The 13,090-nt window shown below is 72.8% G+C and carries 12 protein-coding genes; 7 read left to right on the forward strand and 5 right to left on the reverse strand.

The window, feature by feature from the left end; all coding sequences use genetic code 11:
• Nucleotides 1-283 precede the first annotated feature (283 nt).
• On the reverse strand, nt 284-1,480 hold the full coding sequence (locus tag FV227_RS25230) for an alpha/beta hydrolase (protein WP_147860179.1): 1,197 nt from the start codon (nt 1,478-1,480) through the stop codon (nt 284-286).
• A gap of 340 nt (nt 1,481-1,820) precedes the next feature.
• On the opposite strand from FV227_RS25230, the gene FV227_RS29315 reads away from it, so the two are divergent.
• Nucleotides 1,821-1,982, forward strand: a complete 162-nt coding sequence (locus FV227_RS29315) for a hypothetical protein (RefSeq protein ID WP_187274950.1) — start codon at nt 1,821-1,823, stop codon at nt 1,980-1,982.
• A 22-nt stretch (nt 1,983-2,004) separates the two neighbouring features.
• Here the strand turns inward: FV227_RS29315 and FV227_RS25235 are convergent, their stop codons facing one another.
• Both FV227_RS25235 and FV227_RS25240 read right to left on the reverse strand, forming a co-directional pair.
• The gene (locus FV227_RS25235; RefSeq protein ID WP_147860180.1) at nt 2,005-2,523 is read right to left on the reverse strand and encodes a hypothetical protein; all 519 of its coding nucleotides are present in this window, start codon (nt 2,521-2,523) and stop codon (nt 2,005-2,007) included.
• Nucleotides 2,524-2,684: 161 nt separating this feature from the next.
• Nucleotides 2,685-3,824 (reverse strand): replication protein RepA, encoded by a 1,140-nt coding sequence (locus FV227_RS25240; protein ID WP_147860181.1) that lies wholly within the window; start codon nt 3,822-3,824, stop codon nt 2,685-2,687.
• An 802-nt stretch (nt 3,825-4,626) separates the two neighbouring features.
• On the opposite strand from FV227_RS25240, the gene mazG reads away from it, so the two are divergent.
• Entirely contained in the window at nt 4,627-5,454 is an 828-nt protein-coding gene (mazG, locus tag FV227_RS25245; protein ID WP_147860182.1) for a nucleoside triphosphate pyrophosphohydrolase, read from the forward strand.
• Between the two features lie 121 nt (nt 5,455-5,575).
• On the opposite strand, the gene rimO is transcribed toward mazG, so the two are convergent.
• The gene (gene rimO / locus FV227_RS25250; RefSeq protein ID WP_147729438.1) at nt 5,576-6,931 is read right to left on the reverse strand and encodes a 30S ribosomal protein S12 methylthiotransferase RimO; all 1,356 of its coding nucleotides are present in this window, start codon (nt 6,929-6,931) and stop codon (nt 5,576-5,578) included.
• A gap of 301 nt (nt 6,932-7,232) precedes the next feature.
• On the opposite strand from rimO, the gene pabB reads away from it, so the two are divergent.
• The 4 genes from pabB to FV227_RS25270 all read left to right on the forward strand — a co-directional run bounded on the left by pabB (nt 7,233) and on the right by FV227_RS25270 (nt 10,695).
• Nucleotides 7,233-8,642, forward strand: coding sequence for an aminodeoxychorismate synthase component I (pabB, locus tag FV227_RS25255; RefSeq protein ID WP_147860183.1), 1,410 nt, complete (start codon nt 7,233-7,235; stop codon nt 8,640-8,642).
• A 145-nt stretch (nt 8,643-8,787) separates the two neighbouring features.
• Complete coding sequence (locus FV227_RS25260; RefSeq protein WP_147729349.1) at nt 8,788-9,408, forward strand: aminodeoxychorismate/anthranilate synthase component II; 621 nt, start codon at nt 8,788-8,790, stop codon at nt 9,406-9,408.
• On the forward strand, nt 9,395-10,246 hold the full coding sequence (locus FV227_RS25265; RefSeq protein WP_147860184.1) for an aminotransferase class IV: 852 nt from the start codon (nt 9,395-9,397) through the stop codon (nt 10,244-10,246). Before FV227_RS25260 ends, FV227_RS25265 begins: the two co-directional genes overlap by 14 nt.
• Nucleotides 10,243-10,695 carry a DoxX family protein gene (locus tag FV227_RS25270; protein WP_147860185.1) on the forward strand — a complete coding sequence of 151 codons (453 nt, stop codon included), beginning with the start codon at nt 10,243-10,245 and terminating at the stop codon, nt 10,693-10,695. The genes FV227_RS25265 and FV227_RS25270 overlap by 4 nt, the downstream gene beginning before the upstream one ends.
• Nucleotides 10,696-10,859: 164 nt before the next feature.
• Here the strand turns inward: FV227_RS25270 and FV227_RS25275 are convergent, their stop codons facing one another.
• A complete protein-coding gene (locus FV227_RS25275) occupies nt 10,860-11,627 on the reverse strand; it encodes an invasion associated locus B family protein (protein WP_147860186.1) in 768 nt (255 codons plus the stop codon).
• A 284-nt stretch (nt 11,628-11,911) separates the two neighbouring features.
• Here FV227_RS25275 and FV227_RS25280 point away from each other — a divergent pair.
• Nucleotides 11,912-13,090, forward strand: a 1,179-nt coding sequence (locus tag FV227_RS25280) for an AMP-binding protein (protein WP_147860187.1), incomplete at its 3' end; no start/stop codon positions are given.

Raw genomic sequence — 13,090 nt, forward strand, 5'->3', positions numbered from 1 at the left:
GTGGGGCGGGGGGCGGGACGACGCATGGGACTGAAGGGCCTTGCCAGGATGCGGACAGCAGGGGACGATCGCTGCGAAAACGGCTTCGCGACGTTGTTTGGAATGATGCTAAACTGATGTTATTACTAGGTTTTCGGGGTCTTCGTTACGGCCGGGCCGGATCGCGCACAAGGCCTCGGCGGACGGATGCGCCCGCCCTGTGGCCTGCAAGCCACGGTTGATACCGCCATCCCGGCCACGGCGCTCCGCGTGCCCTGCCCTGCTCTTCTCTGCCCGGGCGGCCTCAGCGCGGGCGCGCGGCGATCCAGCCGATCAGCGCGTCGGCGACCTGGTCGCTGTTCTTTTCCAGCATCATCATGTGGCCGTTGCCGCGCAGGCCCTGGTCGACGAGCTTGAGGCTGTCGGGCCTGGCACCGGCCTGGGCGAGGAAGGCGGTGGTGCAGTCGTCGACCGGGGTGCGGAACGAGGCTTCGGCGGTCACGATCACCGCCGGCACGCGGGCGAGGTTCGGGAGCCGGCGCACCGGCTCGCCCTGGAGCCAGCAGCGGATCCGCCCCTCGGCCGCCGGGGCCTTGGCCTGCATCACCACGAGATCCTCGGGCGACGTCACCGGTGGGTCGAAGGTCAGCGGCACGCGGGTGATGCCGTAGGCGCGGGCGCGCCCGTCGCCCGCCTTCTCGTAGAAGTCCTTGCCGCCGCGCAGGCGCACGTCGAAGAAGGGCGGCCCGTTCGGCTCGATCGCGACGTGGGCCTTCACGAGGTCGGGCCGCGCATCCGAGACCGCCCAGCCGAACAGCCCGGCCTGCCCGTGGGTGACCAGCACCGCCGGCCCGATCTTGTCCAGCAGCGCGATCAGCGCCGGGTCGACCAGCTCCTCGGTCTGCTGCGCGCCGGCGAGGTAGGGCACCTGGCTGGCGAAGAACTGGTCGAAGGCGGCGTTCCCCTGCACGCCGGGGCCGCCCGGCCACTGGGTGTGGAGCTTGGCCTGCGGGAACAGGTCGTAGAGCTCCTGGGCGGTGTAGGTCTCCTCCAGGGCGCGGGTCGAGAACCGGGCGTAGGGCCCGTAGACTTCCGGGTTGGTGCCGGACCGGCCGCGGCCGACCTGGTCGACGATGTAGACCGCGAACCCCTTCTCGACGAAGCGCTGGGCCCAGCCGGGCCGGCCGTCCGGCGTCCCGAGGAAGTTGACCCCGGTCTGCGAGATGCCGTGGACCATCACCACCGGCCAGGGCTGCGTGACTGTGGCCGGCCGCCGCGACTGCACGAACATCTGGCCGACCATCACGGTCTTGTCGGCGACGCGCTCGTAGCGGCCGCCGATGTAGAAGTAGCTCGCCACCGTCAGGGGGCCCTGGGCGGGGGCGTCCGCGGCGGCGGACGGCCCGGGCTGCACCCCGGCGACGGCGAGCCCCACGGCGACGAGACCCGCACCGAGCCGCTTGCGCACGCCGCGCCCCGAAAAGCCCCGCCTGGCGATCATGCCGTCCTCCCGCCGAGGCCCTGCCCTCCGCCGGGCGGCTTATCGCGGGATTTGCGGCGATGGGCCAGCCGTCCGCGGCCGCATCCGGCCCGGAGCGGCCGCGAAACCCGCACCGCGGAAGCCCGGTTTGGGCGCTGTCGGGTCGGACGGATCGGCGAACCGAAGAAATTCTTCACGGTTTCTCCATCGATCATGCGTTCGATGCAGCATTCGCGTGCGAAGACGCACAAGACCCGAGCCGGGCACATGACTGCCACCGCGTGCGGCCCGGTGGTGCCCGCCGGGCACGAGGCCCAGATTCAGGGCCATCGCAACCGCACCCGCTTCAGGACCTTTCGCCGTGGACGTCTCGACCGCCAAGACCCTCGTCTCCGCCGTGCTGGTCTGCGCCATCGTGCTGTTCAGCGGCATCTCGCTGCGGATGTTCGTGCTGGAGGTCGGCCGGGATCTCCGCAGCGCGCGGGCGCAGCGCGTAACCGCCGGCAACGACCGCCGCGACTAGGCGCCCTTCCGCCGGATCCGCCTCAGCCCCGATCCAGATCGAGCGCCGGCGCGTAGACCGCGTCGCCGAGCCGCCGCAGCGGCCCGTGCGGGCCCGCGCGCTTCCACAGCCGCGTGTTCAGCGCCGCGACCGGATCCTGGCCGGGGACGGCGAACCCTTCCGCGACGAGCGCCTTCAGGATCTCGCCCGCATGCATCGGCCGGCCGGCGCGCACGAGGATGCCGCAGGCGGCCTCGACCAGGGCGCGGCCGTAGCGGCGCGCGCCGACGGGATCGACCTCGAACGCGACGGGCACCCGCTCCGGCAATGGCTCGGGAGCGGGAGGCTCGGCCCGGAGGGCGGCGCCGGCGGCGCGCGGTGCGGCGGGCTCCGGCGGGACGTGATCCTCGGGCGCCTCGATCGCCCGAGATGGCTCGCCCCCGCGCAGGCGACGGCCGAGCTCGAGGTAGAGGACGTGATCGGCGATCTCGCGCTCGAGGGCGTCGCGCTGGCGCCGCAGGCTCGCGAGCCGCGCCTCGATCTCCGCTTCCGACAATCCCATGATGGGCCCGCATCTTCCCTAATTCTCAGATAAGGAATATCGGGAATCGCGCTCGAACGGAAGATTGTTTTGCCTCGGAATTTTGCTCCACTGAGGGAATGGAGGTGACGTTCCCTGGACGCGTACTAAGGGAATAGATCAGTCAGGCGATGCCAGTTCCCTCAGGCTGCCGCGTCCTTCCCTGCCGGCGCCTTCCGTATTCCCTTGCGTGGCGGGACGAGGAGCATGCCGGGATCGGCCGGCTGCAAGGTCATGCCGCCGTCGTCCAGCGCGATCGGCAGCTTCGGGAAGACCTCGCACAGGTGGGCGATGTCGGTCTTGAACGCCTGCCGGAAGCTGCGGATGCAGGCGTTCTCGGCGCCGAACTGGCCGTGCAGGTTGGTCCAGGTGAGCCTCAGGGGCCGCTGCAGGGCGCGCAGGCGGTAGCCGACCCAGAACAGCAGGTCGAGCTTGCGCGCCGAGCCCGAGAAGGCCCGCGCCGCCCGGATGTCGACGGGCAGGGCGTGCCGGATCAGGTTGTCGTAGAAGTCCTGGTGGAACTGCACGGTGCGGGACCAGGCCGCGCCCTCCCCGTCCCTCGCCCCCTCCCTCATCCCATCCTTGGCCCCGTCCCGGACCGTGGGCCGCCACAGGTCGAGGCTGCGGAACGGCGGCACGTTGAGGGTGCTGGCCTGGTCGTGCCCGTCCCACAGGCCGATCTGCATCGAGCAGGCGGCGAGGCGGTTGAGCTGTTCCTTGAACTGCCGGATCGTGCCGCGCTCGCCGCCGGTGACGGCAAAACCCATCTCGCGCATGAAGCCGGAGAGGGAATCGGCGACCGCGATGGTCGGGCTGCGCTGGCGCACGGCCTCGGTGCAGAGGTGGAGCAGCACGAGCCGCGCCTTCGGGCCGTAGGGCAGGCCCTGCGGCTCCATCTCGCCGGTGATCGGGCTCTTCAGCCGGCCGGCGACGAGGTTCAGCGAGTTGCGGCCGTAATCGCGCGAGAATTCCCGCACCGGCCCGGGATCGCGGTAGGGCAGGCCGCAGAGCGCGAGCACCGAATGGATGTGCTGGAGGTTCTCCGGCACGGTCGGCTGGTTCTCGATCACCTCGCGCACGGCGTCGCGCCGGCGCTGGTCCCGCCCCATCCCGGCCCGCCGGCCGGCGACCGCGCCCTTGGCCGAGGCCTCCGCGTCGCGGACCTGCTGCCGGTGCAGGATGTGCTCGACGATCTGGGCGAACAGGAAGCCGCCACGCGCCGCCTCGACCTCCGCGCGGAGGTCGGCGTCGCGAATGCCGGCCAGTCTGTCCTCGATCCCCATGCCCGTTCCGAAACTCCGCGACCGCGCTGCGCGGACCATCCCTGCCCGGGCCGCACCTGCAAGCGCCCGATCCCGCGGCCGCATCGGGCCGGGGCACGATGGTCATGACACGATTTGCCGGCCCGGAGTCCCCGGGGGCGGGCGGGTTATCCCGGCTATCCACGCTTCCCCTCCCCCCAAGGTTCGCGGGCGGCGTCCCCCAGGGTTTCGCGGGCGGCGTCCGATGCGTGGGGGTGGGTCGATGCGCGCCGCGCAGAGTTCGATGCGGGGTCGCGACCGCCGGCCGGCCACGCAGAGTTCGATACGCGCAGGGGCCGCCGACTTGTCCCCATTCCCCACCGCCCTTGGCGTGAAATCACGCCGAATCGCATGCGGATCCACGCAGACTCCGATGCGGCCTCCCGGGATTCCCACGCAGACTCCGATGCGATCCCACGCAGAGTCGGATGCGGACCCACGCAGAGTCGGATGCGGGAACCCCCACCAAGCCATTGTCGAGGAAAGTGTTTTCGGCGCCCTATATAACCTTCAGAACAGACTCTCTGAGAATCCTTTCTGATAGATTTCCTAGGCCTCCTGCGGTGTCGTTCGCTTTGGCGAACACCCCGAAACCCTCAGAATGTCCACTTGGAACACAGGGAATATGCCGCTTTTGTCCCCAAAGGCGCGCCGGAAGCGCGGAGCCGGACCGGGAGCGGCGGCGTGCGCCGCGAGGCTCGCGCAGGTGATTTCGCGGCCGTGCCGGTCTACCCCTGCGGCCGGTGGGCGTCGGGCAGGCCGACCCCGTGAGGAGCCGTGACGCATGGCCGAAGCGCCGCTCGATGCCTTGAGGCGGGTGATGGCCGCGCTGCGCGATCCGAACCGCGGATGCGCCTGGGACGTAGCCCAGACTTCGGCGAGCATCGCGCCCTACGCCCTCGAGGAGGCCTACGAGGTCGTCGACGCGATCGCGCGCGGCGATCTCGGCGACCTGCGCGAGGAGCTTGGCGACCTGCTGCTGCAGGTGGTGTTCCACGCCCGGATGGCCGAGGAGGCCGGCGCCTTCGATCTCGACGACGTCGCGCGCACGATCGTGGCGAAGCTGGTGCGGCGGCACCCGCACGTGTTCGAGCCCGACGGGACCCTGCTCCCGGCCGGCAGCCCGCGCCGCGACGCGCGCGCGGTCGAGGCGCAGTGGCAGGCGATCAAGGCCGCCGAGCGCGCCGCCAAGCCGTCCCGCGCCCCGGCGGGACCGCTCGACGGCGTCGCCCGGACGCTTCCGGCCCTGACCCGGGCCGAGAAGATCTCGCGGCGGGCGGCCGGCTACGGCTTCGATTGGTCGGATGCGGCGGACGTGGTCGCCAAGGTCCGCGAGGAGGCCGACGAGGTCGCCGAGGCGCTCGCCGGCGACGACGGGCAGGCCGTGGCCGAGGAGATCGGCGACCTGCTGTTCTCGGTGGCCAACCTCGCCCGGCACGCCGGGATCGACCCGGAGGCGGCGCTCAGGGCCGGCAACGACAAGTTCGTGCGCCGCTTCACCGCGATGGCCGCCCGGCTCGAGGCCGCGGGCGGGACGCTGTCGGATGCCGACCTCGCCGCGATGGAGGCGGCCTGGATCGCCGTGAAGCGCGCTGAGCGCGGCGAGGCCTGATCGCGGATCCGGGATGCCGAGGGGATCATCCCTTTGGCGGGTGTCGGGCGGAGCCCGACGAATAAGCACCAGGGCTTCGCCCTGGACCCACGAAAGGGATGATCCCTTTCGAAACCCGCTCTCAGACCACGCTGCCGCGCAGGTCGTAGGCGTCGGCCGCCTCGATCCTCACGGTGACGATGTCGCCCTGGCGCACCGGCCGGCGGCTGGCGACGTGGACGGTGCCGTCGATCTCGGGCGCATCGTATTTCGAGCGGCCCTTGATGCCGTCGGGCCCCACCGTGTCGACGATCACGGGCAGGCGCTTGCCGATGCGCGCCTTCTGCAAGCGCAGCGAGACCTGCTGCTGCGCTTCCATGAAGCGGCGCTTGCGCTCGGCCTGCAGTTCCGGCGGCACCGCCGCGCCGACGGAATTGGCGAGCGCGCCCGTCACCGGCTCGTAGGTGAAGCAGCCGACGCGCTCGAGCTTGGCTTGCCCGATCCAGTCGAGCAGCTCCGAGAACTCGGCCTCGGTCTCGCCGGGGAAGCCGACGATGAAGGTCGAGCGGATGGCGAGGTCCGGGCAGGTCTCGCGCCAGCGCCGGATGCGCTCGAGCTGGCGCTCCTGGTTGCCCGGGCGGCGCATGCGCTTGAGCACGGTCGGCGAGGCGTGCTGGAGCGGCATGTCGAGGTAGGGAAGGATCTTCCCCTCCGCCATCAGGGGGATCACCTCGTCGACGTGCGGGTAGGGGTAGACGTAGTGCAGCCGGACCCAGGCACCGAGCTCGCCGAGTTCCTTGGCGAGATCGTAGAACTTCGCCCGCACCGCGCGGTCGCGCCACGGGCTTTCGGCGTAGCGCAGGTCGACGCCGTAGGCGCTGGTGTCCTGCGAGACGACGAGCAGCTCCTTCACGCCGGCCTTGACCAGCTTCTCCGCCTCGCGCAGCACGTCGCCGGCGGGGCGGCTGACGAGGTCGCCGCGCAGGGACGGGATGATGCAGAAGGTGCAGCGGTTGTTGCAGCCCTCCGAGATCTTCAGGTAGGCGTAGTGCCGCGGGGTCAGCTTGACGCCCTGCGGCGGCACCAAGTCGAGGAACGGGTCGTGGGCCGGCGGCACCGCCTCGTGGACGGCGGCCACCACCGATTCGTAGGCCTGCGGGCCGGTGACGGCCAGGAGGTTCGGGTACTTGTCGCGGATCTCGTCGGGCTGGGCACCCATGCAGCCGGTGACGATGACCCGGCCGTTCTCCGCCATCGCCTCGCCGATCGCCGAGAGCGATTCGGCCTTGGCCGAATCGAGGAAGCCGCAGGTGTTGACGATGACCACGTCCGCCCCGTCGTGGCGCCGGGCGAGCTCGTAGCCCTCCGCCCGCAGATGCGTGAGGATCCGCTCGGAATCGACCAGCGCCTTCGGGCAGCCGAGCGAGACGAACGAGATCTTGGGTGCGGCCGAGACCCTTGCGGGCGTCGGATCGGACGGAAGAGCGGATGCGGTCATGCTGCCTTCGTGCGGCGTGGACGCCGCCAGGTCGGACGCCTCGAGAATCCGAGGATGGGGGACATCCCGATCTTCGGGCCCGAATTTTCGTGATGGGGCATCGCTATAGCGGGATCGCGGCGCCCGCGCGAGCCCCGCCGGCGCGCGGCCGAGCGCCGAGTGGGATTGCGTCGGGCGCATCGGTCGCAAAACCCTGCGGCATCGGCTGCGGCTTCCCAGGGGCTACCGCCTGTGCGAGGCCTTCGGACCCACCGACGGGCCGGCACCCGTCGCCCTCGAACCGGACGCGACAGCGCAGGACATGGCGGCGCAACAGATCTGGACCCGGGAGATCCCGTTCGTCGACCCTGTCGCGGCGGCGATGCGGCTGCGCCTCTGGCCCGGCCTCGCCTTCCTCGACAGCGCGATGCGGCACGACACCCTCGGCCGGGTCTCGATCCTGGCGGCCGACCCCTTCGCCCGCTTCCGGTTTCGCGACGGCCGCGCCACGCTGGACGGGCGGCCCGTCCCCGGCGGGCCGATGGCGGCGCTCCGCGCCTGCCTCGCGCCCTACCGGCTCGGCCCGGAGGAGGGGGCCGCGTTCTCCGGCGGCGCGATCGGCTACTGCGCCTACGATCTCGGGCAGGCGCTGGAGCGGGTGGTCCCGCCCGCGCGCCGGGCCGGGCTGACGGACGACGCCGCCTTCGACCTCCACGACGTCGCGCTCACCATCGACCACCGCGCCGGCACCTGCCGCCTCGCCGCCACCGGCTTCCCGGAGACCGAGCCGTCGCGGCGCGAGGCCCGCGCGCAGGCGCGGCTCGCCGCCTTCGCCGATCGCCTGAGCGGGGCGACGCCGGAACCGGCCGCCCTGCCCCCGCGCGCTGCGCCGCCGACCTGGCACTCGAACTTCACGCGCGCCCGCTACGAGGCGGCGGTCGACCGGGTGCGGGACTACATCCGGGCCGGCGACATCTACCAGGCCAACATCGCCCAGCGCTTCACCGCCGCCCTGCCCGCGGGCTTCGACCGGTTCGCGTTCTACCGCCGCTTGCGCGAGACCAACCCGGCGACCTTCGGCGCCTATCTCGAGTTCGACGGGCTGACCGTCGCGTCGAGCTCGCCCGAGCGCTTCCTGAAGCTCGAGGGCGGCCAGGTCGAGACCCGGCCGATCAAGGGCACGCTCGCGCGCAGCCCCGACCCGGTCGAGGACGCGGCCCGCGCCGCGCGGCTGCTCGCGGACCCGAAGGAGCGCGCCGAGAACACCATGATCGTCGACCTGCTGCGCAACGACCTGTCCCGGGTCTGCGCGCCGGGCAGCGTGCAGGTGCCGGTGCTGTGCGGGCTGGAATCCTATGCCGGCATCCACCATCTCGTCTCGGTCGTCACGGGCACGTTGCGGGACGGTCTCGACGGCTTCGACCTGCTGGAGAGGACCTTTCCCGGCGGCTCGATCACCGGCGCGCCGAAGCTCAGGGCCATGGACATCATCACCGAGATCGAGGGCGACGCGCGCGAGCTCTATTGCGGGGCCATCGGCCGGATCGGGTTCGACGGGTCGCTCGACACCGCGATCGCGATCCGCACCGTGTTCATGGACGCGACGACCGCGGTGCTCCAGGCCGGCGGCGGCGTCACCCTGCTCTCCGAGCCGGCGGCCGAGTACGACGAGACCCTGACCAAGGCCGCCCGCGTGTTCCAGGCGTTCGAGGCAGAGGCATTCGAAACATGAGCGCGCCTGCGCGAGCCCGGGCCGGCGCGACGACCGAGGGCCGCACGGGGAGATCCGAGCGGAGGTCGGCGCGCGCAACCGCGCGTCGCCGGCGGCGCGGCCGATGCCTGCGGCCGGCGACGGCCGGGGGCCACCGGGAAACCCCATGATCCTCGTCGTCGACAACTACGACTCGTTCGTCTTCAACGTCGTCCGCTACTTCGAGGAGCTCGGCGAGACGGTGCGCGTGGTGCGCAACGACGCCCTCGACGTGGCCGGCATCCGCGCGCTCGCCCCCGACGCCCTGGTGATCTCGCCGGGGCCGTGCACGCCGGCCGAGGCCGGGATCTCGCTGCCGGCGATCCGCGAGCTCTCGGGTCGGATGCCGATCCTCGGGGTCTGCCTCGGGCACCAGGCGATCGGCGCGGCCTTCGGCGGCACCGTCGAGCGGGCGCGGAAGCCCCTGCACGGGCAGGCGACGCCGGTGGCGCATGGCGGGGAGCGGCTGTTTGCCGGGCTGCCGCCGGCGATGCAGGTCGGGCGCTACCACTCCCTCGTGGTGGCGCCGCAGCCGGCGATGGCGGCCCACCTCACCGTCGACGCGCGCTCGGCCGAGGGCGAGGTGATGGCGCTGTCGCATCGCCGCCATCCGACCTACGGCATCCAGTTCCACCCGGAATCGGTGCTCACCGAGAACGGCCACGCGATCTTCTCGAACTTCCTCGGCCTGGCCCGCGACTGGCGGGAGCGGCCCGCATCCGGGGAGGGCGGCGATGCTGTGGCATGACGGCCGCCTGATCGACGGCACCACCCTGCCCTTCGACCTGACCGATCGCGGCCTGACCCTGGCCGACGGCGTCTTCGACACGGCCCTGGCGCTGGCCGGCCGGGTCGCCTTCGCGGACGCGCACGTCGCCCGCCTCGTCGCCTCGGCCGAAGCGCTGGGCTTCTCCGTGCCCGCCGATGCCGCCCGCACGGCGATGCATGCGCTCGCCGCCACGGGCGATCGCCTGGCGATCCGCACCACCGTCACCCGCGGCATCGGCCCGCGCGGCCTCGCCCCGCCGCCCGATCCGCGCCCGACGCTGTTTGCGACCGCGGCCGTCAGCGACCGCCGGATCGCGTTCGCGCCCCTGCGGCTGTGGCCCACCGCCATCGCCCGGAACGAGACCTCGCCGCTGGCGCGGCTCAAGACCCTCGGCTACGGCGACGCGATCCTCGCGGCGCGGGATGCGCGGGCGGCCGGCTTCGACGAGGCCCTGTTCTGCAACACGCGGCGGCACCTCGCCTGCGCCGGCACCGGCAACGTCTTCGCGCTGTTCGGCGACCGCCTGGTCACGCCGCCGCTCGGCGACGGGGTGCTGGCCGGCATCGTGCGCGCCGTCGTGATCGCCGACCTCGCGCCGGCCTGCGGGCTCGCCTGCGAGGAACGGTCCGCGACGAGGGTCGAGCTGCGCCGCGCCGACGCGGTGCTCGTCACCAATTCGCTGCGGCTCGTCGCACCGGTCGCGGCGATCGGCGACACCGCCTACGCGACCGACCACCCGGTGCTGATGCGGCTGATCGCGGCCCTGCGCGACCGCGTCGCAGCGGAATGCGGCGTTCCCGCCAGCGTCGTCGCATGACGGGCGGGCGATCGACGGAGACGCCCGGGCGGATCTGGCTGCGGCGCGGGCTGGTCGGCCTCTACGGCCTCGTCGGCGCGGTGCACCTCGCCGCGCCCGACACCTTGATGCCGATCATGCCGGCCTGGGTGCCGGAGCCGCGCCTCGTGATCCTCGGCACCGGGCTCTGCGAGGTCGCGGGCGCGCTGGCGCTGACGCGCCCGGCCCTGCGCCGGGCGGCCGGGATCGGGCTCGCGCTCTACGCGCTCTGCGTCTGGCCGGCCAACATCAAGCAGGCGGTCGAGGGGATCGTGGTGCCGCCGCTGCCGGATTCCTGGTGGTACCACGGCCCCCGGCTGGCCTTCCAACCGGTGCTGATCTGGGCCGGATTGTTTGCCGGCGGCGCGATCGACTGGCCGTTCCGCCGCGCGGCGTCGCGGGCTGCGGGCCGGCGCGCCCCGGGGCGATGATCCCGTGATCCGGTCATGCTGCGATCCCGTGATCACGGGATCTTGTGCCGATCGCATCATGCCGGCACCCCAAAGCGGAAAAGCCCGGCGCTTCGGGGCGCCGGGCTTCTTGCAAAAGTCAATTTGCAGGGGCCGATCCCGACGGCGGGATCGGCGGTCGCGAATCAGGGCTTGGGGGCCGCCGCGGCGCCGGCGCCGGCCGCGCCCGGCTGCTCCAGCTTCTTGCGCATGTCCTCGCTGCGCTTCTCGAGCTCGGCCTGGAGCTTCTTCTGCTGCTCCTCGAGCACCTTCGGGTCCATGGCCGGGCCGTCGAAGGCCTTGCCGAAGCCGGCGAGCGGCACGGCGAAGGTCACCTCGCGCTGGGTCTGGTTCTGCACCGAGACGTTGAGCGTGGTGCCCTTCTTCATCGCGGCGACGACGCCGGCATCGACGCCGCCGGCCTCGGCGAAGCAGCCGTTGGGGAAGCAGACCGCGAACTTGCCGGCGGTGCCCTGCTGGCCGTCGACGGTGAAGCGGATGCCGGGCTGCAGCAGCAGGCCGAGCGGCAGCAGGTAGCGCACCACGCGCACCTCCTGCTTCGTGGCCGGGTTCTTCATCTCGTACACGGCGACCGCGAGGACCGGCTGGCCCTGGTCGGAGACGAAGTCGCGGGTGGTGTAGCAGATGTCGGTGCCCGACCCGCCGTCCTTGCCGCAGACCTTGGTCCAGTCGGCCTGGCTCGGCTCGGACTTCACGGTCACGGTCTGCGGGCCGGTCTGCGCCGCGGTGTTGGCCGCCGGCGTGCTCTGGGCCGGGGCGGGGGCCGCCGGCGCCGGAGCCGCGGGGGCCGGCGTCGCCTTCTTTGGCTGGGCGAGGGCGGGTCCGGCAAGGCCGGCGAGCGCAAGGAACGCGGCGGCGCGCATCAGGAGCGCCGGGCTTTTGGCGAAGGACATCGGCTCAGACCCTTTGAAGTTCGTCGATGAAGAGGACGTCGTCGTGACGGGAAAACGTGATGCGGTGCGGGACGCGGGCGGCCGGTCCGACAGGGCGCCGCGCTGGTCCCGGGCGATCGGGCGGCCTGCATTCCCCGCCGAATGCGGCGAAGGCATGACACCCACCGCGACACCCGGCCCCGCGCATGCGGGACATCCGCGGGTCGGCCTTAGGCGGGGGTTAACCCTAAACCTGCATCGATGACCAGTCGTCCCCGTGCGGGATGTCGGGCGACGCCCTTTGGATGGAGTTCGAGTACCCCGTGAGCGCGGCGCAGCCCTCCCTCGAGCCGTCGACCGCCGGATGGGGACCGGCCGCCGATCGACGCCCCCTGCCCCGGACGGCGGCCCGCGAGCCGGTGCGGTCGCCGGCCGCCGCCGAGGTCGTCCTTCCGCGGGTGGGGCTGTGCGCGCTGCTCGCCGGAACCGCCCGCCTCGACCCCGCCCGCCTCGCCTTCTCCGACGCCGCGCCCAAGCGCGGCTGGAGCGATAGGCCGCCGATGACCTGGACCTACGGGACGGCGGCCGAGATCGTCGGGCGGCTGGGCCGGGCCCTGCGGACGTGGCGGCTGCCGCCGGGAAGCCGGATCGGCCTGTGGTTTCCCGGAAGCACCGAGGGATTGGTCGCCCACCTCGCCGTCGAGGCGGCGGGGCACGTCCCCTGCCCGCTGCCCGCGTCCTGGACCGAGGCGCAGGCGGCGGCCGGCATCCAGGCGGCCGGCCTCTCCGCGGTGCTGACCCAGACCCATGTCGGGGCCGGCCGCCCGGCGGAGGCGATGTGCCGGATCGCGGCCGGCTATTTCGGCCTGCGCTATCTCGCCGCCTTCGGCCCGGCCGTGCCCGACGGCGTGATCAACCTCGACGCGCTCGCCCTCGACCGGGCCGGGGGCGCCGTTGCGTTGCCCGAGACCGGCGGCGGCCTCGTCAGCTTCGTGGCGGGCGATCCGGCGCGGCCGGTCCACCGGACGGGCGACGCCCTGCTCGCGGCGGTCGCCGCGCACCTGGTCTCGGCCCGGATCGAGCCCGGCGACCGCATCCTCACCCTGCTGCCGCCCTCGGATCTGCGCGGGATCGTCACCGGCCTCGGCGCGGCGCTCGCCGTCGGCGCCGACCTCGAGACGATGCCGGTCTTCGACGGAGGCGCGCTGATCGAGAGCCTGGCGCATCCGCGCCCGACCCATCTCGTCGCCCCGGCCTTCCTGGAGGGTGCGCTCGACGCCCTGCCCGCGACGACGCTGCGCTCGGTCGTCCTCGCACGCCGTGCGCCCGGGCCCGTGCCTCCGCCCGGACCGGACCCGGCACGGCCGGTGCTCGATGTGCTGGCCTTCGACGAGGATGCGATCCTCTCGGTCAGGCGCAAGGGGCCGGGCCTCGCCGGGGCGCTCACCGAGCCCGGCCACCGCGCCCTGCCCCCTTCCCTGCCC

Origin of the sequence: Methylobacterium sp. WL119, assembly GCF_008039875.1 — a bacterium.
Taxonomy (GTDB): domain Bacteria; phylum Pseudomonadota; class Alphaproteobacteria; order Rhizobiales; family Beijerinckiaceae; genus Methylobacterium.